The sequence below is a fragment of the Pseudomonas sp. UF-293 genome (assembly GCF_058245595.1).
Genome location: NZ_JBSICA010000017.1, coordinates 35,514 through 58,779, shown reverse-complemented (window position 1 = coordinate 58,779; position 23,266 = coordinate 35,514). Strand labels below are relative to the sequence as shown.

Genomic DNA, 23,266 nt, shown 5'->3' with positions numbered 1-23,266 from the left:
GGTCGATTGCCCCTGCGTCCACGCGCAATGAGCCTGTCGAAGAAACGAAGCTGAGGAAAAAAATTTAGCAGGCAATCCAATCAAGCAAGGCCGGCATCACAAGGCCGAGACGATTTTGCGACGAAATTTCTACATCTTTTCTTTCATGATTTGTCGAGCTGAAACGTCTTGTTTAGAGAGCGCAACAAAACCTTTCCCGATCTGGCTCTGAAAAGGAGTAATCGCATGTACAACTCGCAACTACCATCGGACGGTAGCCAGACGCCACAGAGCGTTTCCATGAGTTCGCACACCGGCAATTTCACCCAGCGCGGCGAGCGTCCGGGCAATGAGCGTATCCGGGTTCTGCTGAAGAGTTTCGGCCTGCGCACCAGCCTGATTCGCTTGAAAGTCATCGACGCCCTGCTGGTGGCGGCGCAGAGCGATCGTCGCCTGGGCGTGCGAGGCGTGCATAGCCAGTTGCTCGACCTGGACGTGCCGTTGTCGTTTCTCAGCGTGCGCGAAGTACTTAAACGCTTGTGCGCCGAAGGCGTGATCACCTTCAACGCCGACAAGAGCTACAGCCTGCACCCGCAGGCTGCGGCGGTCCTCAATCACGATTGAGGCCCCGGGTGCTCGCCGTCAGGGTTTGACCTTGCGGCGCATCACTCCGTTGATTACCACCACCACGACCGCCACGCCGATTGCCACGTACTGGAAAGTCTTCTCGGTGATCATGCCGGCGTTTTGCAGCCAGGACAGGCCCAGCATGATCGCCAATACGGACAGAGCGATCAGAATCGAGTAAATCAAGCGTTGCTTCTGGGTCATTGCGGTTTCCTGAAACGTTGGAATGTATACGCTTGCCGGATTTCGGTCTTGCCGGGATAAGCGGGGCCTCATGTTACCGCCACTGAAGGTTTTTCGCTGCATGGCCGGCCAACCCTGCGTTTCGGGCCGCTCTGCCGATTTGCTGCCGACAATGCCCGCACCGTCGCGGGCATTGTTGTTTCTGCGTGAGTGGCAGCCAGGTAAACATGTTTGCCACTGCGCCAAACGTTTAAACATTCCGTAAGTTTTTGAAATCTGCTGACGCAGCAAACGCCTAGGTGCTCCGTGCGTCTGCGCCTAGGCTCTGCGAACTTCCTACAACTCATAAACAGGGATGTTCATGCAGAGAACACTGATAAACATCGGCCCCAGACAGGTAGCAGGTTTCTGCCTGGCGTTGACCGCTTTCGAACTCCTCACCTACATGGCCAGCGACGTGATCATGCCAGCGATGCTCGACGTCACGAGCGAGCTCGAGGCGCACGCACGGCATGTTCCCAATGCCTTCAATCTCTATCTATTGGGTGGCGTCTGCCTGCAATGGCTACTGGGCCCCTTGTCCGATCAATTCGGGCGAAGGCCACTGTTATTGATCGGCAGCGCGCTCTTCGGCGTGTCGTGTGCGGCAGCCTTTTTCATTGGCAATATCGAAGTTTTCAACCTGTTGCGTCTGGTGCAGGGCATGGGGCTGGGGTTCGTTGTCGCGGTCAGCTATCCGGCATTGCAGGAGGTCTTCTGCGAAGCCGATGCGGTCAGACTTATGGCACTGCTCGGCAATGTTGCGTTGTTATCGCCCCTGCTCGGGCCGCTGCTGGGAATCCTCTTGCTGGAATGGCTGAGCTGGCGGGAAATCTTTCTACTGCTTGGTCTTGCATCGGCGCTGGTCTGGCTCGGCCTGTTGTTGTGGATGCCGGAAACCGTCGGGGTCGAGCGCCGTGATGGCCAATTCACTCGCGCAGTGTCCTTCTCCTGGCGCCTGACTTCTCGGCGCTACGCAACGCTGTTCAGCAATCCACGTTTCCTCTGCGCCAGTCTGGCGCTAGGCCTGATGAGTCTGCCATTGATCGCCTGGATCGGCCTGGCGCCGTTGTTGCTGGTGCGGGTTCTGCAGCTGCCGCCGCTGGAATATGGCCTGTGGCAGATTCCGGTGTTCACGGCGGTGATCGCCGGCAATCTGGTTCTCGACCGCTTGCTCAAGACCCGCTCGTTGCAGCAATTGATTCAACTGGCGCTCTGGCCCTTCTGTCTGGGCCTGCTGCTGCTGATCGTATGCGCATTGTTCGGGGCCGGACCTGGACCCGTGGTGGCTAGCCTTGCGTTGTACGCCGTAGGGTTGGGCATGAGCAATGCGGCGGTGTATCGCCTCGCGCTGTTTTCCAGTGATGACAGCAAAGGTCTGGTATCGGCGCTGACCGGCATGCTCTCGATTGCCGTCATGGGGCTCGGCGGTTCGCTGATTGCTGCCATCGGTGGCGGCAGCCGTCTCGAGTATTTCGCTCTCTGGGCCGGACTCGGCGGACTGATGTGCCTGCCTTTGATCTACCGGCTCCTGCAAACCCCCACGCCGGATGTGGCCTCGCCTCAATAAGGAACAAGATGACTCATTTACCCTATGCCGACGCGTTGTGCGCGTTGCCGCAACCCTATTGCCTGAATTCCGCCCCGGCCGATCTGTTCGATCGGGCGATGGCTGAGATCAGCCGCTTTCACTGCGATCACACGCCGGGTTACCGCCATTGGCTCAACGCCCATGGATTGTCGCCGCAAGACCTCGACAGTCTCGATGACTGGTCACGACTGCCGCCGATTTTTGCCAGTTTCTTCAAGCAGCACCTGCTCCTCAGCAGCACTGGCACGGACGCCCTCGAACTGACTTCATCAGGCACCAGCGGACAGAAAAGCCGGATGCGTTACGACGAGCGCAGCCTGGCGCGGGCGCAATTCATGGTCGTGCAGATCTTCCGCCATTACGCTTGGGACACTCCGGATACGCCATGCAACTACCTGCTGCTGAGCTACGAACCCGAAGGCCGCATTACGCTCGGCACTTCGTTCACCGACCAGTTTCTGTGTCGGTTCGCCCCGACCAGCCGGGTGGTCTATGCCTTGCGCAACACCGGTAGCGGCCATCAGTTCGACGTGTTTGGGGTGATCGCCGCGTTGCAGTCATTCGCTGCGGAGGGATTGCCGGTGCGGATCTTCGGTTTCCCGGCGTTTTTGTGGCAGACCCTGCAACGCATGCAGGACACCGGTGTGCAAGATCTGCAAATGCCGGCCGGTTCGCTGGCCTTTTTTGGCGGAGGCTGGAAAACCCAGGCCGCGGAGGAAATCCCCAAACAGCAGCTCTACACCCACATCCACCGCCAGCTGGGCATTGAACCCGGCCGCTGCCGCGATGGTTACGGCGCCGTCGAGCACGCCGTGCCTTACATCGAATGCGCCCATCACCGCTTTCACGTGCCGGTGTATGCGCGGGTATTGATCCGCAACCCGGCGGATTTTTCCCTGCTGCCCTACGGCCAACAAGGCCTGCTCGGCTTCGTTTCGCCCTATATCACCTCCAGCCCCGCCCATGCCGTGGTCATGAGCGACCTGGCCACGCTGCACCCGGGCGCAAGCTGCGGCTGCGGATTGACCACCGACTGGTTTGAGCTGCAAGGCCGCGCCGGGACCACGGCGGGCAGAAGCTGCGCCATGGCCGCCGCCGAATTACTGGGAAATCACTGACATGTATCTGATCAATGGACAATTGCACGACATTTACAGCCTCGACCAAGCGCTGCAAGACCTGCAACAGGCGCTGCCGCACCGGTTGTCGACGGCACTCGAAAGCGGCACGGTCATCCAGGCCGCGAGGTGTTTTGTCCAGCAGCTGCGTAGCGCCCACACCGATTTGCCACTCGACAACGAACAACGGCAAGCCTTGATCGATTTCTGCCAACCCCAAGCGCTGAGGCACAAACGCCAGCGTGAACTTGGTACCGATGCCGATTCTCTGCGCCGAATCGACTATCGCCAGCCCCGCTTCGAAGCCTGGCGCCCGCTCGGGCTGGTGGTGCACATCACCCCCGCCAATGCGCCGCTGCTGGCGTTCTGTGCGGTGGTCGAAAGTCTGCTGGCCGGCAACGTCAACTGGTTGCGCCCCAGCCGCAGCGATCGAGGCCTGACGGCGCGACTGCTGAGCGCATTGGTGGCGTGCGATGCCAACGGGCAACTGGCTGGTTATGTAGCGGTGATTCCAGCCGACACCAGCCAGATTGGCCAACTGTGCAAGCACGCCAACGGTGTCGCGGCGTGGGGTGGCGAAGCGGCTCTGCAAGCCATCCGGCAGCAACTGGCGCCGGGTTGTCGCTGGATCGACTGGGGACATCGCATCAGCTTTGTGTATCTCTGTGCGGAAACTGCCACGCCCGAGGCGCTCGACGCTGTCGCCGACGAAGTCTGCAAACTGGATCAGCAAGCCTGCTCCAGCCCGCAATGGCTGCTGGTGGACAGCGATGATCCGCAGGTTTTACACGATATCGGTGAACGCTTGGCGCAAGCGCTGAAGCGCCGCGCCGCACAATGGCCGGCACTGGTGCCGACGCTCCAGGAAGCTTCACAAATTTCCACGCATACGCAGATGGCCCGCCTCGGCCAGAGTTTTGCCGGAGACACCGGCCAAGTCTGGAACGGCTCAGGCTGGCGAGTGATCTGGCGCCATGATCGGCAACTCACACCTTCGCCGCTGTTTCGCAGCGTACTGCTGCACCCGGTGCCACAGGCCCTGCTCACCGCCACCCTGCTGCCATGGCGTAACGTGCTGCAAAGCTGTGCTTTGGTGTGCGCAGAATCGCGCATTGTCGAGCTGACCCATGCACTGATCGGCGCCGGGCTCACACGTATCGCACCGATCGGCAGCCTTCACGACGGTTACGAAGGCGAACCCCATGACGGCGTCTACGCGCTGCAACGTTTGAGTCGCCGGGTATCGGCGAGTCTGGCGGCGACGCAACTGCCGAATCAAGCCTCTCTCGATACAGCGTCATCACCAGCGAAGCCGTGCGCTGCGATCATGGACAAAGCGGCTTTCGTCGCCCAGCCCGTCAACGATCAGGCGCAGTTGTTTTTTCGTTCCGGAGGCAGCAGCGGCATCCCGGCGCTGGCCGGCTACAGCTATCGCGACTTTGATCGGCAGATGCGTGCAACCGCAGACGGCCTGTTCGCCGCCGGCCTTGATCCGGCGCGGGATCGGGTCATGAACCTGTTTTTCTGCGGCGGGCTGTACGGTGGTTTTCTCAGCTTCGGCAAAGCGCTGGAATTGCTCGAAGTGACGCACCTGCCCATGGCCGCGCCTGCTGATAACGACTATAGGGAAATTGCCCGATTGATCATCGATCAGCGGGTCAACGTGCTGGTCGGCATGCCCGCCACGCTGCATCGCCTGTTCCTCAACGAGCAGGAGCATTTGCGTGCTTATGGAGGGGTGGAAAAAGTCTTCCTTGGTGGCGAGCACCTGAGCGAACAGAACCGTGAATTGCTGCGCAGTTGTGGCGTCTCGACGATCCGCTCGGCGATTTACGGCAGCGTCGATGCCGGCCCGCTTGGCCATGCCTGCCAGGTTTCAGCGGACGGAGTTTTCCATTTGATGAGCGATATCCAGCAACTGGAAATCGTTGCGCTGGATGAAGATGTCACGGTTGTCGACGACCAGGTGGGTCGGCTGCTGGTGACTTCGCTTGCCCGTGAAGGTGGCCAGCGCGTGCAGCGTTACGAGATCGGCGACACCGGGCGCTGGTTGCCGGGTGCCTGCGCCTGCGGACTGCAGTCGCCACGCTTTGAACTGCTGCAACGCCACGGCACGCTGCTGCGTATCGGCACCGACTTCATCTCGGCAAGCGAGCTTTCGACAAGGCTGCAGGTGCCATTTCAGTTGCACCTGGACCACACCGCCGAGGGCATCGAGCACCTGCAGGTGCACTGCGAACTTGCAACTGACGTGGTTCAAGCCCGGCTCGCCGATTATCCGACCCTGATGACCGTCATCGACAGCGGATTGCTGGTCATACAGGCCCAACAATGCTCGCCCGCAGATTTCATTCAAAACAAACACAGCGGCAAGACGCCACTGGTCATTGACTCGCGCCGCTGACGTTTGAGCGCAAGTCAGATCATTCAGGAAGAACACCTTGTGAAAATAACTCAACCGATTCGCGAACTGATGAGTTTTGCCCGTCAGCATTCACGCTACTACAAGAACTGTCTCGCTGATGTTCCCGAGGCAATGAACTCACTGACCGAACTGCCTCTGCTTGATCCAGCGAGTTTCTGGATTGGCAGCGAGCGCCTCGAGCAATGGCCGGTACTGACCGCGCCGATCGGCTCGGCGGTGGTTTTCAAGACCGGCGGAACCACCGGCGGCGGCAGGCTCTCGGTCTACACCCGTGCCGAATGGCAAGCCACTGTAGAGAATTTCGGTCGCAGTCTGAATCGACAATTCAGCCCGGGCGACCGGGTCGCCAATCTGTTCTTCGCCGGCGACCTCTATGCCAGTTTTTTGTTTATCCACGATTCACTGGCCCATGTTGATACGCCGATCACCGAGTTCCCGTTCAGTGGTGAAGTCGACCCGCCGAAGCTGGCCGATGCCATCGCGCAACACCGGATCAACGTGCTGGCTGGCGTGCCCGCGCAATTATTGACCTTCGTCAGTTGGCTGAGGCAACGCAACCTCGCATTGCCTTTGGTTGATACCGTGCTTTACGGCGGGGAAAGCCTGTTCGCCTCGCAGCGCCAACTCCTTGCGCAAGCGCTGCCCAACGCACGCATCGCCTCCATCGGCTACGCCAGCGTCGACGCTGGATTTATCGGCGCCAGTCATCATGACTGCATGGAAGGTGAACATCGCACCCCTGACGGCCACGTCCTGCTGGAGATCATCGACCAGCACACGGGCAAGCCGATCGAGGCCTGCGATCAAAAAGGCGTGCTCGTATTGACCAACCTTCATCGGCGCTTGATGCCCCTGCTCCGCTATCCCGTGGGAGATCTGGCGTGCTGGCGCGAACCGGTCGGTACGCCGCAACGCAAATTCGCCCTCAAGGGCCGCAGCGGCAACAGCCAGCGCGTGCGCGTCGGCATCCTGTCGCTGATGACGGATGAAATCAGCGAAACCGTAAGGAGCACTGCTGGCAGCGACGACTGGCAATTGTTGATTGAACAGGCCGACGGCACCGATGTATTGACGTTGAAATATGCAGTCGATGAGCGATCAACACACATCGATAAGAACCTTGAGGCCCGCTTGATCGAACGCTACCCGCAGATCACCCGACTGCGAGGCGCTGGATTACTGCAGTTACGCATCCAGAGCTGCCGCTTCGAGGATCTCGCGCGCCATCCTCGCGCCGGCAAAAGCCTGCGGATCGTCGATTTACGCTGCTATGACCAACATGACAGGGAGGTGCGTGATGGAAGCGTTGATCCTGCGCAATTACCGTGAGAGCGACGCCGCCGCCGTCAGCGAACTGTTTCGCCAGGTTTACGGCGACCATTACGTACAAAGTGACGTGTACCTGCCGTGCCTGATCAGTCAGAACCATGCAGAAAAACGCTGGCACTCATTGGTAGCGGTCGAGGGAGAACGGATTCGTGGTCATGCCACCTTGTACAGGCAAAGCAAGGCATCGCACGACGCTGAACTGGCTTTGAGTGCCGTTCATCCTGACACCCGTGGGCAGAACATCGCCACGCGCCTGGGCGAGCAACTGCTGACTCACGCACAGGCATTGGGTTGTCGCAGCGTTTCGATCAAGCAGGTCACCCACCACCCTTACACCCAACGCATGGCGATCAGCCTCGGGTTCCATAACACCGGACTGCTACCGGACTATGTCCGCTCGCCTTTTGGCTGCAAAAAGCCGGAGTCGATCGTTTTGGGCGTTCGCGCGATCGATGGCTATCGGCGGCCGTTGCCCGAGCAGGACTGGCCAGCCAGTTGTCGGCCCTTGATGGAGCGTCTGACAAGCGTGTTCGGCATCGGAACCAGTGCGGGACGCTGGCGCGGGGCCTCGGTTCAGGTTGAACAACACGGCGATCGCCATGAAATGCTTCTGGAGAAACTCGATCCGGAACTGCTGAACCAATTGCGCACGCTGCCCGGGCATTGGCTGATTTCGATTCGCCTGCAACTGTCGGGACAATTTGCAGTGGATCTGCACAGTCTGGACGCCATTGGTTTTGTCTTCACCGGTCTAGCGCCGGCGCCAGACAATCAGGGCGGCTGGCTGGCGTTGTTCCATCGCGGTTTCCGCCCGCGCAGACTGGCCTTGCATTGCCCGTACATGCAAGACCTGCAGGCTCGGACGCAACGGCAAATCGCGCGCCGTGATCTGCAGACGCTTTGATCGGCTACCCGTAATAAAGCATAAGCCCGCTCGCTGAGGCGCGGACTTATGCCTTGGCTTTGAGGCCCTGGTCTGACGGCACAGCGGCATTGCCTTCGCCGTAAGTCTTGAGGTTTTGCAGGACGTAAATGGCTTTCTTGAATTCGGGAATCAGGCTTTTGCCGTAGTAGTTGCCATTGAGACTGTTGGTCTGGATGGCATCGAGCTGCGTGGCAAAATATTCCAGCGCGTTGAACTTCGCCTCCGGGTCTTTCTGCACACCGAAGCGGTCGAACTTGTCGCCGGCATTGAGCAAGGTGATCGAGGTGATTTCAGAAATCAGCCCACGCCCGCGCAGAAACTCGCTGAGGTTGCCCAATTGCTTGACGGAAACGTTGGCCGGGTCGAAGCCCTTGATCTGCTTGCGCAGCCCCTGCTTATCCATCTCGGCGACGTTCAGCGCGTTCGGATCGTTGCCGACCAGCGTGAGCATCTGCTGCACCTTGACGCTCTGCGAAACCTGTTTCTTCGCGCCGGTATCACGGACCATTACGCCCGCCTTGCTTTCCCAGGCGCCGGTATAACCGATCGTCATGCGAGGATTCCTTGTGCCATGAGCATGAAATGTCCTTGTTCCAACAAACTGAATGGGCGCAAGTATCGGCCGCCTCGTTTGATCGCACCAACCTTTTTGTGCGCTTTTTTACAACTTTCGTACATTCACGATACAAAGCGCATCCCCTGCAAACATTGCGCTAGAGCCGTCATCACCATGTAACGAAGGCGCCTGTCGCGCAGTAACGGTCGCGAACGTATCAATTGCGATACCAACCGGTCATCGCTACCCGTTTCTTTCGGCACGCCAGTACCTAAAGCTTCGGCCCGAAACGACGATACGCTGTGATACCCGCCCTGTTTTATTCCTGCCCTCAAACAAAACGCCGCTCAAGGATCAGTTCCATGCCCGCACTGCGCACTATTCAGGCTCGCTACACGCTGTTTCTGGTTCTGTTTATCCTGCTGTTGTCAGTGCTGACCGTGGTCGGCATCAGCCAGTTGGTCGCGCCAACCCTGCGCGATACCGAAGAGAAGGTCGTGCTCAACCGCATCGCCGAAGTGGCCGTGCAGATTCAGGGCGAACTGAACAAGGTGCAGGCGCAGCAACGCAGCATCACCCAGACCATTCCACTGCTCGACAGCGCCGCCATCGACGTGGTGCTGCCAGGGCTGGTGGATCAGTACGGCGAACTGAAAGTCTTCGGCGGCGGCATCTGGCCGTTGCCGGGCCAGCGTGACGCCGGGCGCAACAAGTTCAGCACGTTCTGGCATCGCGACGCCTCGGGTCAGCTCAAGGTCAACACCTTCTGGAACAGCGACGCCGCACCGAACTACTACGACCAGAGCTGGCACAAGGGCGGCATGGCCACTCCGCGCGGCCAGTGCGCGTGGGCCGCTGCCTATAAGGACGACGCCAGTGCCGAGCCGCGCACCAACTGCGCCATGGCGATCTACAAGAACGGTAGCGCCTGGGGCGTGTCGACCATCGACGTGACCCTGGGCTTCTTCAATGACCTGGTGGCCCGCAAGGAAAAAGACCTCAACGCCGAAATGCTCATCGTCGAGGCTGACGGCAAGATCATCAGCAACAGCTCGCGCATCAGCGGCCCGATCGTGCTGAAGAACATCAGCGAACTGGCGGCCAGCTCGACCTTCATCAATCAGATCAAGACAGGCCTGCAGAACCGCGATAAAGCGCAACGTGTCGAGTTCGACAACAACGGTGAAGACGCCACCTTCTTCATGCGCCCTATCGAGGGTACACCGTGGTTCCTCGCCACCGCCCTGCCGACCAAAATGCTCACCGCACAGCGCGACGACGTGCTCAACAGCCTGAGTCTGATCCAGATTCCGCTGGTGATCCTGTTGGTGCTGTTGCAGGTCTACGCGATTCGTAAACTGGTGCTGCGCATGAAAGCGCTGAAGGCCAACATTGATTCGCTGTCCAGCGGTGACGCCGACCTGACCCGCCGCATCACCATTCGCGCCGAAGACGAACTGGGCGCCATCGGTCACTCGGTCAACACCTTCATCGCCTATCTGCAGAACATGATCGGCGAAGTCACCCACGCCACCGGCGCCATGGCTTCGAGCCTCGATAATCTGCAACGCACCTCGGCGCATACCAGCCAGATTCTGCTGCGTCATGCCTCGGAAACCGATCAGACTGTCACCGCGATTACTGAAATGAGCTCCACCGCCGAAAGCGTTGCGCAGAATGCGGCTGAGACCGCAGCGTTCACCCAGCGCGCCAATGAAAACGCCGATCGCTCGCGCGTCGTGGTCGGGGAAGCGACCAACAGCGTGGTCGCGCTGATCGACGAAGTGGCGAGCGCTACACACAAAGTTGAAAACATGCAGCAGGACGCCCAGCGCATCACCGAAATCCTCGGCGTCATCGGCGCGATTGCCGGGCAGACCAACCTGCTCGCCCTTAACGCCGCGATTGAAGCGGCGCGTGCCGGGGAACAGGGGCGCGGCTTTGCGGTGGTGGCGGATGAAGTCCGCGCCCTCGCCGCACGAACGCAGGCCAGCACCTCGGAAATCAACGAAATGTTGACCCGTCTGACCCAAGGCGTGAGTTCGTCGGTCAGCGCCATGGAAAATACCCAGGCCAGTTGCCAGTCCGCAGCTGACGCCACCGCCCGAGTCAACTCGGGGCTGGACGAAATGGCCGGTTCAGTCAGCCACATCAACAGCCTCAGCACCCAGATCGCCACTGCCGCCGAACAGCAAAGCGCGGTGACCGAAGAGATCAACCGCAGCATGGTGCAGATCCGTCACATGGTCGATGAACTGGTGCAGAGCGGCCAGGCCAGCGAGCTGAATACCCGCCAGCTGCTCGAAGCCAACAGCCGCGTGAGCGCGATCATGGGACGCTTCAAGGTCAGTTGACTCACCCCCCACACTGGATTGCCTGATGGCAGACAATCCAGTGTGGGAGCGGGCTTGCTCGCGAAGCCGTTGTGTCTGGCAATTGAGTCTTTACTGACGCGCCGCGTTCGCGAGCAGCCCGCTCCCACAGGGATTACTTCGCATGGCATACCTTACTGACAACCTTGTTACCTCTCCCTCATCTCTCAGCCCTCTGCCCGCCCGTCTTGTAGCAACTGGAAACACTCAGTTGATGCCGGGACGGAAAAACCGGTCAAAATGCGCTCTTTCTGACCTTCACCGAGTCGAGAGCCCATTCCCATGCGAACCCCATTGCGTCTGCTCGCCCTGAGCGCCCTGTTCATCTCCACCCTGGCGCAAGCCGCCGAACTGATCCCGATCGAAGTGCACCGCGATGCCAATTGCGGTTGCTGCAAAAAGTGGATCAGTCATCTCGAGGCCAATGGCTTCAAAGTCGAAGACCACGTCGAAAGCGACATGAGCAGCTTTAAACAGCAGCACGGCGTGCCACCGCGTCTGGCGTCCTGCCACACGGCGATCATCAATGGCAAATTCGTCGAAGGCCATGTGCCGGCCGATCAGGTGCTCGCGTTGAGCAAGCGCGACGATCTGCTTGGCGTGGCCGCACCGGGCATGCCGATGGGTTCGCCAGGCATGGAAATGGACGGCATGAGCGACGCGTATCAGGTCATCGGCCTGAAAAAGGACGGTGCTGACGTAGTGGTGGCGGACTACCCGGCCCGTTGATGGGGGCGGCTTATTTCGGTCTGTTCTTTGCTGCGTTTGGCGCGGCGACGTTGTTGCCGCTGCAATCCGAGGCGCTGCTGGTCGGTCTGATCGTCAGCGAGCGTTACTGGTTGTGGGGGCTGCTCGCGGTGGCGACGCTAGGCAACGTACTCGGCTCGCTGGTCAACTGGTGGCTGGGCCGTGGCATCGATAGGTTTCAGGATCGACGCTGGTTCCCGGTCAGCCCTCGGCATATGACCACGGCGCGCAAGCACTACGAGCGTTATGGGCATTGGTCGCTGCTGCTCAGTTGGCTGCCGGTGATCGGCGATCCGCTGACCTTGATAGCAGGCGTCATGCGCGAACCGCTCGGGCGCTTTCTGTTGATCGTGACGCTGGCCAAAGGCGCGCGCTATGGCGTGCTGGCCTTGCTGACCCTCGGCTGGCTCGGTTGAACCAACCTTCGCTGCGATTGCCTTTGTTTAACGTCGGCGTAATCCCGGCCTTCCAGAGTCGGCCAATTTTCAAGGAGTTTGTGCTCATGTCTGTCACGCTTTCCCGCTGGCTGCCCGGCCTCGTCCTCAGCGCTGCCCTGCCATTAATGGCGCACGCGGCCACTGAAACCGCTCCCGCCGAAGGGCCTGCCTACGGCCCGGAGCTGCAAGGCTTCCAATATCCCTACACGCTTAAACACTTCGCCTTCGAATCTCAAGGCCAGAAACTGCAAATGGGCTACATGGACGTCGCCGCCAATGGCAAGGCCAACGGCCGCACCGTGGTGCTGATGCACGGCAAGAATTTCTGCGCGGCGACCTGGGACAGTTCGATCAAAGCCTTGAGCGATGCCGGCTACCGCGTGATTGCGCCGGACCAGATCGGCTTCTGTACGTCCAGCAAACCTGCGCACTATCAATACAGCTTCCAGCAACTGGCAACCAACACCCAGCAATTGCTCAAGGCGCTGGGCATTCAGAAAGCCACTGTGCTCGGGCACTCCACCGGCGGCATGCTCGCCACCCGTTACGCGTTGCTGTTCCCTGAACAGGTTGATCAACTGGCGATGGTCAACCCGATCGGTCTGGAAGACTGGAAAGCCCTCGGTGTTCCGTATCGCACCGTCGATCAGTGGTATCAGCGTGAATTGAAGGTCACGGCCAAGGGCATCCGCGACTATGAGCGCACCACTTATTACGATGGCCGCTGGAAGCCGGAATTCGATCGTTGGGTCGACATGCTCGCCGGCCTGAGCAAAGGTCCGGGCAAGACCCAGGTCGCGTGGAACTCGGCGCTGATCTACGACATGATCTTCACCCAGCCGGTCTACTACGAGTTCAAAGACCTGAAGATGCCGACCCTGCTGCTGATCGGCACCTCCGACACCACCGCCATCGGCAAGGACCTTGCACCACCTGAAGTGAAAGCGAAAATCGGTCATTACGAGGTGCTCGGCAAGCAAGTCGCCAAGCTGATTCCGCAGTCGACGCTGATTGAATTCCCGGGCATGGGCCATGCGCCGCAAATGGAAGAACCGGAAAAATTCCACCAGGCACTGCTCGGCTGGCTGGGCAAGACTCCTTCCGTTCCTTGATGAGGTAAGGCGATGACAGTGCAGATTGCAGTGATCGACGACTGGCAGGACGTGGCCCGCGACGCGGTCGACTGGTCCGTGCTCGAGGGCATCGGTGAAGTAACCTTTGTGCATGATTACCCGGCCGACAACGCGACACTGGCCGAGCGCCTTGGCAAGTATGAGGTGATCTGCGTCATGCGCGAACGCACGCGTTTCGACGCCGATTTGCTCGGGCGCCTGCCCAATCTGAAGTTGCTGGCCACCGGCGGCATGCGCAATGCCGCGCTGGACATGCCGGCCGCTGCAGCCCTGGGCATCAAGGTCTGCGGCACCGACAGCTACAAGCACGCCGCACCGGAACTGACCTGGGCGCTGATCATGGCGGCGACCCGGAATCTGGTTAACGAGGCCAATGCTCTGCGCGCCGGCCACTGGCAGCAGGGGTTGGGCGGTGATCTGCACGGCAAGACGCTGGGGATTCTCGGTTTGGGCAGCATCGGCCAGCGGGTCGCGCAGTTCGGTCAGGTGTTCGGCATGCGGGTGATCGCCTGGAGCGAAAATCTCACGGCCGAACGCGCTGAACAGGCCGGCCTGACGTACGTCAGCAAGCAGCAACTGTTCGAGCAGGCCGACGTACTGTCGGTGCATCTGGTGCTCAGCGAGCGCAGTCGCGGTCTGGTCGATGCCCAGGCGCTGGAGTGGATGAAACCGACTGCGCTGCTGGTCAACACCGCACGCGGGCCGATCGTTGATGAAGCGGCGCTAATCAAGACATTGCAGAAACAGCGGATTGCCGGTGCCGCGCTGGACGTGTTCGAGCAAGAACCTTTGCCGGCCCTGCACCCGTTTCGCACGCTGGACAATGTCCTCGCCACGCCGCATGTGGGGTATGTCAGTCGGCAGAACTATGAGCAGTTCTTCCGGCAGATGATCGAGGATATTCAGGCTTGGGCGGCTGGGCAGCCGGTGCGTCTGTTGAATTGATTCCATCACTTTAAAGTTGTGTTGCTTCAACCGCCCTCTTCGCGAGCAGGCTCGCTCCCACAGGTTGTATGTGTCCCAATGTGGGAGCGAGCCTGCTCGCGAATAGTCCATCACTGACACCACGCCCAAATGCCTTTGCACCAAATCGGTGCCCTGACCCCATCCCCTAGCACAAAATCGTGACTAGCCAGTCACCGTTTTGGCCCACTCCAGACGAAAAACATGCCCTTCGTCGGAGCGTTCCCCCTCCTGAACCCTCGATTACATCCCGACACAACCGATTGTCGAACAATTTACCCATTTGCCCTGACCCGCTCTAGGATCTGGCCTAGACTCATTTTTCAGTGGCCAAACCACTCGGTCATACCGGCGAAAAAAAGTCGAAACTTTTGCTTCACGCCACAGGTCATCAGAACAACTGGGCGAAAGCGACTGGTGTAATCCTTGCAACGGCCTCACCACCCATTCTGCTTGCGCGTGTTGGGTCAGCGTTTGCTCACCGATGCGTGGCGCCTTTGCGCCCGGCCACAGGACTTGGCCATGAAACAGCTTGTTCGAGACAAGAATCAGATCAAACACGGGAGATACATATGATCAGTGCGGCATTGGATATTCAGGGAGAGCGTGCTCACCAGTCGCTTGGAGAATCGAGCACCATCAGTGTTCCCGGCAGCCGACAGATCAACGTACCCGGCACCAAGACGCTTGCTCCGGTAGCAAGCCAGAATCCCAACAAGAAAAAAGTGTTGTTCGTGACTTCGGAAATCGCCGATCTGGTCAAGACCGGTGGTCTGGGTGACGTCTCCGCCGCCCTGCCCCGGGCCATGGCCCATCTGCATGACGTGCGGGTGCTGATTCCCGGTTACCCGCAAGTGGTGCACAGCGAAAACCCGATTCACATCATCGGTGAGCTGGGTGGCCACGCCGCGCTGCCACCTTGCAAGATCGGGCGCATGGACATGCCCGATGGCTTGGTGATCTACGTGTTGATCTGCCCTGAACTCTACGAGCGTGAGGGCGGCCCGTACGGCGCCAACAACGGTCGCGACTGGCCGGACAACCATATCCGCTTCGCCCGTCTCGGCCTGGCTGCTGCCGACATCGCCGCCAACCTCGCGCAAATCCATTGGCGCCCGGATCTGGTGCACGCCCATGACTGGCCGGCTGGCCTCGCGCCCGCTTACATGCACTGGCGCGGGCAGCGCACGCCAACGCTGTTCACCATTCACAACCTTGCCTACCAAGGCGTGACCAGCCTTGCTTCCTGCCCCGAGCTTGGGATTCCCACCCATGCCCTGCAACAGGAAGGCATGGAGTTCTACGGCAAGATGTCGTTCCTCAAGGCCGGCATGGCCTATTCGAGCCACATCACCACCGTCAGCGCCACTTACGCGCAGGAAATCACCACGCCCGACTTTGGCTGTGGCCTCGACGGCTTCCTTGCCGCCAAAACCCAGCAAGGCCTGCTCAGCGGCATCCCCAACGGCATCGATGAAAGCTGGGATTCCGCAACCGATCCGCACCTGTTCGCCCCTTTCGCCATTGGCGACTGGGAAGGCAAAGCGGTGAATGCCGCCCACGTCCGTGAGCTGTTCGGCCTGAATGATTCCACCGGCCCGCTGTTCGCCGTGGTTTCGCGACTGGTCTATCAGAAAGGTCTCGACCTGACCGAAGCGGTGTCCGAGTTCATCGTGCAGAACGGTGGCCAGATCGCGATCATCGGTCGCGGCGAGCCGGAAGAAGAGCAAGCCATGCGCGAGCTGGCCCTGCGCTTCCCTGGGCAGATCGGCGTGCGCATCGGCTTCAACGAGACCGATGCACGGCGCATGTTCGCTGGCAGCGATTTCCTGCTGATGCCGTCGCGTTACGAGCCATGCGGCCTGAGCCAGATGTACGCCCAGCGTTTCGGCTCCTTGCCGGTCGCGCGCAACACCGGCGGCCTGGCCGACACCATCGAAAACGGCGTCACCGGTTTCCTCTTCGATGAATCCACTGTCGAAAGCTACAAGGAAGCCCTGAGCCGCGCGTTCAAGGTCTTCGCCTTCCCGGAACTGCTCAATGCCATGCGTTGCCGGGCCATGGCCGCACCGTTCAACTGGAGCAAAGCGGTTGAACCCTATGCCGAACTTTACGAACAACTGGTCGCCAAGGCGTTGGGTAAAGCCAGCCACAAATAACCAGGGAGTTGCAGAAAATGCCGTCAAGGACCCAAGAAACCTGGCCCCACGGCGCGATCATGCTGGATGCCGAGCACACGCAATTTGCGTTGTGGGCGCCTGACGCGTTCTACGTCAGTGTGGAACTGGATGATGGAAAATCGTTGCCCATGCTGCCCCAGGGCGACGGTTGGTTTGTGATCAAGGCCAACTGCCCAGCGGGCAGCCGCTACCGTTACTGCATCGATGGCGAACTGGAGGTGCCGGACCCGGCCTCCAGGGCGCAGGATGGTGACCTCGACCGCCACAGTGTGGTGGTCGATCCGCATGCCTACCAATGGCGGCACATCACATGGAATGGTCGGCCGTGGAGCGAAGCAGTGATCTACGAGTTGCACGTTGGTGCGCTCGGTGGATTTGCCGAAGTCGAACAACATCTGGCGCGGCTGGTGGCGCTGGGCGTCACCGCCATCGAACTGATGCCGCTGGCGCAATTCCCCGGTGATCGCAACTGGGGCTACGACGGGGTCCTGCCCTACGCACCTCAGGCTTCCTACGGCACACCGGAACAACTCAAACACCTGATCGACACTGCCCACGGCCATGGCCTGGCGGTGATTCTCGACGTCGTCTACAACCACTTCGGCCCTGACGGCAACTATCTGCATCGTTACGCCAAAGGCTTTTTCCGCGAGGACAAGCACACGCCCTGGGGCGCGGCGATCGACTTCCGCCGTCCGGAAGTGCGCGAGTTCTTCATTGAAAACGCGCTGATGTGGCTGCTCGAATACCGTTTCGACGGCTTGCGTCTGGATGCGGTGCATGCGATTGAAGACCCGGATTTCCTCAGCGATCTGGCCCGGCGCATTCGCCAGCAGATCGACCCGACCCGGCACGTCTGGCTGACCGTCGAAAACGAGCTGAATCAGTCGAGTCTGCTGGAGAATGATTACGACGCGCAGTGGAACGACGACGGTCATAACGCATTGCACGTGCTGCTGACCGGCGAAACCGACGCCTATTACGCTGACTATGCTGCGCAGCCCACCGAGCAACTGGTGCGCTGCCTGAGTCAGGGCTTCGTTTTCCAGGGCCACATCACTCGCCATGGCGAACCTCGCGGCGAGCCGAGCGAGCATCTGCCCTCCACCGCTTTCGTACTGTTCCTGCAGAACCATGACCAAATCGGCAACCGCGCCTTTGGCGAGCGTCTGCATCAGCTCGCCGACCCGCGCGCGGTGCAAGCGGCGACGGTGCTATTGCTGCTGTCGCCGATGATTCCGCTGATGTTCATGGGCGATGAGTTTGCCGCCGAGCAACCATTCCTGTTTTTCACCAGCCACCACGGTGAACTGGCGGAACTGGTGCGTGAAGGTCGGCGTAATGAGTTTGCCGCATTCAGCGCGTTTGCCGATCCGCACAAGCGCGAGCAGATTCCCGATCCAAATGCCGCAAGCACCTTTCACGCTTCGCAGCCGAGACTGGTAGGCAGCGGCACGCCATTGCAACAGCAGACCCAGGAGCTTTACCGGCAACTGCTGAAATTGCGTCACCAGTACATCATTCCCAACCTCTCCGGAACCCAGGCTCTGGGCGCGCAGATGCTCGGCTATGGCGCGGTCAGCGCACGCTGGCGGCTGGGCAATGGCAGTGAGCTGCGAATTGACCTGAACCTCAGTGATACGGCAGTGGTCAACCCTGCACAGACCAATACCGAGTGGCTGTTTCAACAGCCGCCGGCCCTTGATCTGTCGGACCCGAATCAACTGCCGGCGTACACCGCGCTCGTCAGCCTCACGGCCGCACCCCTTTTGCACCCCCTGGATGGAGAGCGCCTATGAGCGATGCGCAACTGGAAATACTCGCCAGCCGAGCCGGCCTTGCCGTCGACTGGATCGACGCCAACGGGCGTCAGCAAAAAGTCGCTCCTGCTGTGCTGCGCAATGTCCTGATCGGACTCGGCCACCCCGCCAGCACCGCGCAAGAAATCGATGCCAGCCTGCTGGAACTGCAAGAAGTCCAGCAAGACCGCCACTTGCCGCCCCTGCTGACCTGCGACGTGGGCGTTGCCCTCGACCTGAGTCGCTACTTTTCACCGGAAACGCCTTGCGAAATTCAGCTTGAAGACGGCTCGCAGATGAATCTCAAGCTGGACAACGAAGCGATGTTGCCTGGCTTGATTCCGGTCGGTTACCAGCAAGTGCACATTGGTGATCAGTATTTCACTTTGGCCGTAGCGCCCGAGCGTTGCTTCAGCGTCGGCGATGCGGTCGATAGCCCGATCCCGCGCGCCTGGGGCCTGAGTGCACAGTTATATGCGCTGCGCCGTCCCGGTGACGGTGGCTTCGGCGACACCCAGGCGCTGGAAGAACTGGTCCGCGTGGCTGGCGAACGTGGCGCCGATGCGCTTGCGATCAGCCCGATGCACGCGATGTTCAGCGCCGACAATGGCCGCTACAGCCCTTATTCGCCATCCAGCCGCTTGTTTCTCAATTCACTCTACGCAGCGCCGGGCGCGATTCTTGGCGAACGCGCGTTGCGTGACGCGATTGATGCCAGTGGTCTGGCCGCGCAGTTCGAGCAACTGGAAAATCTCAAGCTGATCGACTGGCCGACCGCCGCCGAAGCCAAGCAGAAACTGTTGCAAGCCTTGTACGACGGCTTTGTCGCTGGCGAGCACCCGCTGCACGCCGACTTCGCCAGTTTCCGCCACTCCGCTGGCGAAGCGCTGGAGAACCATTGCCGCTTTGAAGCCATTCAGGAAATGCGCGCCGCCCGTGGCGAAAGCCTCGACTGGCGCGAATGGCCGGAGCACTGGCATGACCCGCGCGGCGCAGCACTCAGTGCTTTTGCCGAGGAATACGCCGAGCGCATCGGTTATTTCGCCTTCTGCCAGTGGCTGATCCATCGCTGCCTCGAGCGCGCACAAACTGCCGCGCGCAGCGCTGGCATGGGCATCGGTCTGATCGCCGACCTCGCCGTCGGTGCTGATGGCGCTGGCAGTCAGGCCTGGAGCTTTCAGGATGAACTGCTCGCCTCGCTGACCGTGGGCGCGCCGCCGGACATCCTCAATCGCAGCGGCCAGGGTTGGGGCATTTCCGCGTTCTCGCCCGAAGGGCTGATCCGCAACGGTTTCCGCGCCTTCATTGACATGCTGCGCGCCAACTTCGCCCACGCCGGTGGCCTGCGCATCGACCATGTCATGGGCCTCCAACGCCTGTGGGTGATTCCCAACGGCGCCGCGCCGGCCGATGGCGCCTATCTGTATTACCCGTTCGACGACATGCTGCGCCTGCTGACCCTGGAATCGCATCGGCACCAGGCCATCGTCCTCGGCGAAGACCTCGGCACGGTACCGGAAGGCCTGCGTGAAAAACTCGCAGCGCGTTCGATTCTGGGCATGCGCGTGCTGTTGTTCGAACAGGACAACACCCGCTTCAAACCGATTCTCGACTGGCCGGATGACGCGCTGGCCACCACCAGCACCCATGACCTGCCGACACTCAACGGTTGGTGGCATGGCCGCGATATCGACTGGAACGCGCGCCTCGGCCTGGTCGATGCCAACGGCGAAATCGACTGGCGCCGGCACCGCGAGCGTGAACGCGAAGGCCTGCGCGACGCGCTGCGCCAGGATCCGCAGAATTTCCGTGAAGAGTCCCACGAAGCCGATCAAGTGGTCGACGCCAGTGTGCGTTTCCTCGGCCATACCCGTGCGCCCTTGGTGCTGCTGCCGCTGGAAGATGCCTTGGGTATCGACGAGCAGGCGAATCTGCCCGGTACTATCGATTCACATCCGAACTGGTCGCGACGTTTGCCCGGTCCCAGCGAAGCGTTGCTAGACGGCCCCGATGCCGCCCGCCGCCTGGAACTGCTGGCCTGCGCGCGCCTTCAAGCCTCTGAGCGTGACCAATGAATCAACAGCAAATCCAGCCACTGCGCGCCACGTTGCGCCTGCAATTTCATAAAGGTTTTACCCTCGAACAAGCGGTGCCACTGGTGCCGTACTTTGCCCGACTCGGCATCAGCCATATCTACGCCTCGCCCCTGCTGGCGGCGCGGGCAGGTTCCATGCACGGTTACGACGTGGTCGACCCGACCCAGGTCAACCCGGAACTCGGTGGTGAGCCAGCACTGCGCCGACTGGTCAGCACCCTGCGTGAGCACAACATGGGGCTGATCCTCGACATCGTTTCCAACCACATGGCCGTGGGCGGCAATGACAATCCGTGGTGGCTCGACCTGCTCGAATGGGGACGCCTGAGTCCGTATGGCGAGTTCTTCGACATTCAGTGGCACTCCCCTGATCCGCTGATGGAAGGCCAGTTGCTCTTGCCGTTCCTTGGCAGCGATTACGGTGTGGCGTTGCAAGAAGGCGCACTCAAGCTCAAGTTCAACGCGCAGACCGGGACTTTTTACGTCGAGCACTACGACCACCACTTCCCGATCTGCCCGAGCAATTACGGCGAACTGCTGAAATCAGCCGACACGCTCAAGTCCCTGGCCGATCGCTTCAGCACACTCAGCTACCAGACCGACGCCCATTCGCTGGCGATCCCGCTAAAGCATGAGTTGCGAGAGCTGGCGAGCGATCCGCGTATCCTGGCGACTGTCGAAGGCAACCTCGCAGAATACGATTCCACCACCGAGGAAGGCTTTCACAAACTTCACGAACTGCTGGAACGGCAAAGCTATCGCCTGGCCAGCTGGCGCACGGCGGCGGACGACATCAACTGGCGGCGCTTCTTCGACATCAATGAGCTTGGCGGCCTGCGTGTCGAGCGTCCGGCAGTTTTCGAAGCGACCCACGGCAAGATCTTCCAGTTGATCGAAGAAGGCTTGGTCGATGGCCTGCGCATCGACCACATCGACGGCCTCGCCGACCCGCGTGGCTACTGCCGCAAACTGCGCCGGCGACTTGATCACCTTGCACCGGGGCGTCATCTGCCGATCTATGTCGAGAAGATCCTCGGCGAGGGCGAAACCCTGCGCCGCGACTGGAGCGTGGACGGCACCACCGGTTATGAGTTCATGAATCAGCTGTCGCTGCTGCAACACGACCCGGACGGCGAACATGTGCTCGGCGAACTCTGGCAGCGCCGCACCGAGCGCCCGGCAGCATTTATTGAGGAAGCGCAACTGGCCCGTCAGCAGATCCTCAACGGCTCGCTGGCCAGCGATTTCGAAAGTGTCGCGCAGGCCCTGCACCAGGTTGCGCGGGATGACTTGATGACTCGCGACCTGACCCTGGGCGCGATTCGCCGCGTGCTGCACGCGCTGATCGTGCACTTCCCGGTTTATCGCACCTACATCAGCGCCATGGGTCGCTCGGAGCAGGACGAAGCGATTTTCCAGCACGCCATGGACGGTGCGCGGCAAACCCTCAGCGAGGCTGATTGGCCGGTGCTCGACTCGGTCGCCAGCTGGCTCGGCGGCACGCCATGGCGCCGCAAACCGCGCGGGCGTTCGCGCAAGATCCTCAAGCATGCCTGCGTGCGTTTCCAGCAATTGACCTCGCCGGCGGCCGCCAAAGCCGTGGAAGATACCGCGCTCTATCGTTCGGCGGTGCTGCTGTCGCGCAATGATGTCGGTTACAACACCGAGCAATTCAGCGCGCCGATCAGTGAGTTCCACGAAGTCAATCAACAGCGCATGGCGGAGTTTCCTGACAACCTGCTCGCGACCGCCACCCATGATCACAAGCGCGGCGAAGACACTCGCGCCCGGTTGGCCGTACTCAGCGAGCGCAGCCATTGGTACGCCGACCAGGTCGAACTGTGGCGCGCCCTCGCCCGCCCGGTGCGCATCGAAGATGACGCACCGTCTGCCGGCGACGAACTGATCCTCTATCAGGCACTGCTCGGCAGTTGGCCGCTGGATCTGCGGGACGACGACAAGGCCGGTTTCGCCGACTACGCCAAGCGCATCTGGCAATGGCAGCAGAAAGCCCTGCGTGAAGCCAAGTTGCAAAGCAGCTGGAGCGCGCCAAATGAAACCTATGAACGCGCGGCGCAGGCCTTCACGGAAAAACTCCTGACCGGCGAAGAAGGCGAATTGCTGCGTGCGGCGCTGAGCAAGACCGTCAACAGCATCGCCGCTGCCGGCGCGCTCAACGGGCTGGCGCAAACCTTGCTGCGCATGACCGTGCCGGGAGTGCCGGATCTGTACCAGGGCAACGAGTACTGGGACTTCAGTCTGGTCGATCCGGATAACCGCCGGCCGGTGGATTACGCCGCCCGCGAGCAATCGTTGCAGGCCTCCGCGCCGAGTGCAGAACTGCTCAAGGACTGGCGCGACGGGCGCATCAAGCAGGCGCTGATCAGAGAGGTGCTGAACCTGCGCAAGGAGCACGGCGAGTTGTTCCGTCATGGCGATTACCAGCCGTTGGAAGTGCTGGGCAGGCAGGCGCACAACGTGCTGGCATTCGCACGCGAACACGACGGTGTGCGGGCCATTGTCGTGGTGCCGGTACGCTGCGCAACGTTGCTGGAAAACAGTGCCGTTGCGCAAGTCGATGCGCTGCGCTGGGGCGATACGCGGGTGGTTTTACCGTCCGCCGCTTCGGATGCAAACCTGAAGGGACTTTTTGCCAGCAGCGTAGTCACACAAAACAGGGAGCTGAATGTCAGCGAAGCGCTGGGGGATGTCCCGGTCAATCTCTTTATCCAACACTCGACACAAGCATGAGTTCAGTTCAGGAGCAT

Annotated in this window: 17 protein-coding genes; 15 read left to right on the top strand and 2 right to left on the bottom strand. The window is 60.6% G+C overall.

Features of this window, described 5'->3' with window-relative positions:
- Nucleotides 1-225: 225 nt before the first annotated feature.
- Nucleotides 226-603, top strand: a complete 378-nt coding sequence (locus AC4IHP_RS18040) for a fe2+ zn2+ uptake regulation protein (protein ID WP_415762529.1) — start codon at nt 226-228, stop codon at nt 601-603.
- Nucleotides 604-621: 18 nt separating this feature from the next.
- Here AC4IHP_RS18040 and AC4IHP_RS18035 read toward each other — a convergent pair whose 3' ends face one another.
- Complete coding sequence (locus tag AC4IHP_RS18035) at nt 622-810, bottom strand: hypothetical protein (protein ID WP_016770563.1); 189 nt, start codon at nt 808-810, stop codon at nt 622-624.
- A 340-nt stretch (nt 811-1,150) separates the two neighbouring features.
- Here AC4IHP_RS18035 and AC4IHP_RS18030 point away from each other — a divergent pair, with 340 nt between their 5' ends.
- The 5 genes from AC4IHP_RS18030 to AC4IHP_RS18010 are packed head-to-tail and all read left to right on the top strand — an operon-like array spanning nt 1,151 to nt 8,195.
- Nucleotides 1,151-2,398 carry an MFS transporter gene (locus AC4IHP_RS18030; RefSeq protein ID WP_490832348.1) on the top strand — a complete coding sequence of 416 codons (1,248 nt, stop codon included), beginning with the start codon at nt 1,151-1,153 and terminating at the stop codon, nt 2,396-2,398.
- 8 nt (nt 2,399-2,406) lie between these two features.
- On the top strand, nt 2,407-3,537 hold the full coding sequence (locus AC4IHP_RS18025; RefSeq protein ID WP_490832347.1) for a LuxE/PaaK family acyltransferase: 1,131 nt from the start codon (nt 2,407-2,409) through the stop codon (nt 3,535-3,537).
- 1 nt (nt 3,538) lies between these two features.
- Nucleotides 3,539-5,941, top strand: a complete 2,403-nt coding sequence (locus AC4IHP_RS18020; RefSeq protein WP_490832346.1) for an aldehyde dehydrogenase family protein — start codon at nt 3,539-3,541, stop codon at nt 5,939-5,941.
- 39 nt (nt 5,942-5,980) lie between these two features.
- The gene (locus AC4IHP_RS18015) at nt 5,981-7,291 is read left to right on the top strand and encodes a phenylacetate--CoA ligase family protein (RefSeq protein WP_490832345.1); all 1,311 of its coding nucleotides are present in this window, start codon (nt 5,981-5,983) and stop codon (nt 7,289-7,291) included.
- Entirely contained in the window at nt 7,260-8,195 is a 936-nt protein-coding gene (locus AC4IHP_RS18010) for a GNAT family N-acetyltransferase (RefSeq protein WP_460119038.1), read from the top strand. The genes AC4IHP_RS18015 and AC4IHP_RS18010 overlap by 32 nt, the downstream gene beginning before the upstream one ends.
- A 46-nt stretch (nt 8,196-8,241) precedes the next feature.
- Here AC4IHP_RS18010 and AC4IHP_RS18005 read toward each other — a convergent pair whose 3' ends face one another.
- Nucleotides 8,242-8,769, bottom strand: a complete 528-nt coding sequence (locus AC4IHP_RS18005) for a hypothetical protein (protein WP_460119036.1) — start codon at nt 8,767-8,769, stop codon at nt 8,242-8,244.
- 365 nt (nt 8,770-9,134) lie between these two features.
- Here AC4IHP_RS18005 and AC4IHP_RS18000 point away from each other — a divergent pair, with 365 nt between their 5' ends.
- The 9 genes from AC4IHP_RS18000 to AC4IHP_RS17960 all read left to right on the top strand — a co-directional run bounded on the left by AC4IHP_RS18000 (nt 9,135) and on the right by AC4IHP_RS17960 (nt 23,249).
- Entirely contained in the window at nt 9,135-11,126 is a 1,992-nt protein-coding gene (locus tag AC4IHP_RS18000; protein WP_490832344.1) for a methyl-accepting chemotaxis protein, read from the top strand.
- Between the two features lie 300 nt (nt 11,127-11,426).
- Complete coding sequence (locus tag AC4IHP_RS17995) at nt 11,427-11,873, top strand: DUF411 domain-containing protein (RefSeq protein WP_490832343.1); 447 nt, start codon at nt 11,427-11,429, stop codon at nt 11,871-11,873.
- Nucleotides 11,873-12,307, top strand: a complete 435-nt coding sequence (locus AC4IHP_RS17990) for a YqaA family protein (protein WP_490832342.1) — start codon at nt 11,873-11,875, stop codon at nt 12,305-12,307. Before AC4IHP_RS17995 ends, AC4IHP_RS17990 begins: the two co-directional genes overlap by 1 nt.
- A gap of 86 nt (nt 12,308-12,393) precedes the next feature.
- Nucleotides 12,394-13,440: an alpha/beta fold hydrolase gene (locus AC4IHP_RS17985; RefSeq protein WP_460119028.1), complete on the top strand. Its 1,047-nt coding sequence runs from the start codon at nt 12,394-12,396 to the stop codon at nt 13,438-13,440.
- Between the two features lie 12 nt (nt 13,441-13,452).
- Nucleotides 13,453-14,406 (top strand): D-2-hydroxyacid dehydrogenase family protein, encoded by a 954-nt coding sequence (locus tag AC4IHP_RS17980; protein ID WP_490832341.1) that lies wholly within the window; start codon nt 13,453-13,455, stop codon nt 14,404-14,406.
- Nucleotides 14,407-14,996: 590 nt separating this feature from the next.
- Nucleotides 14,997-16,583, top strand: a complete 1,587-nt coding sequence (gene glgA / locus AC4IHP_RS17975; protein WP_460119024.1) for a glycogen synthase GlgA — start codon at nt 14,997-14,999, stop codon at nt 16,581-16,583.
- A 17-nt stretch (nt 16,584-16,600) separates the two neighbouring features.
- Entirely contained in the window at nt 16,601-18,403 is a 1,803-nt protein-coding gene (gene treZ / locus AC4IHP_RS17970) for a malto-oligosyltrehalose trehalohydrolase (RefSeq protein ID WP_490832340.1), read from the top strand.
- Nucleotides 18,400-20,478 (top strand): 4-alpha-glucanotransferase, encoded by a 2,079-nt coding sequence (gene malQ, locus AC4IHP_RS17965; protein ID WP_490832339.1) that lies wholly within the window; start codon nt 18,400-18,402, stop codon nt 20,476-20,478. Before treZ ends, malQ begins: the two co-directional genes overlap by 4 nt.
- On the top strand, nt 20,475-23,249 hold the full coding sequence (locus AC4IHP_RS17960) for a malto-oligosyltrehalose synthase (RefSeq protein ID WP_490832338.1): 2,775 nt from the start codon (nt 20,475-20,477) through the stop codon (nt 23,247-23,249). The genes malQ and AC4IHP_RS17960 overlap by 4 nt, the downstream gene beginning before the upstream one ends.
- The last annotated feature ends 17 nt before the right edge of the window (nt 23,250-23,266 follow it).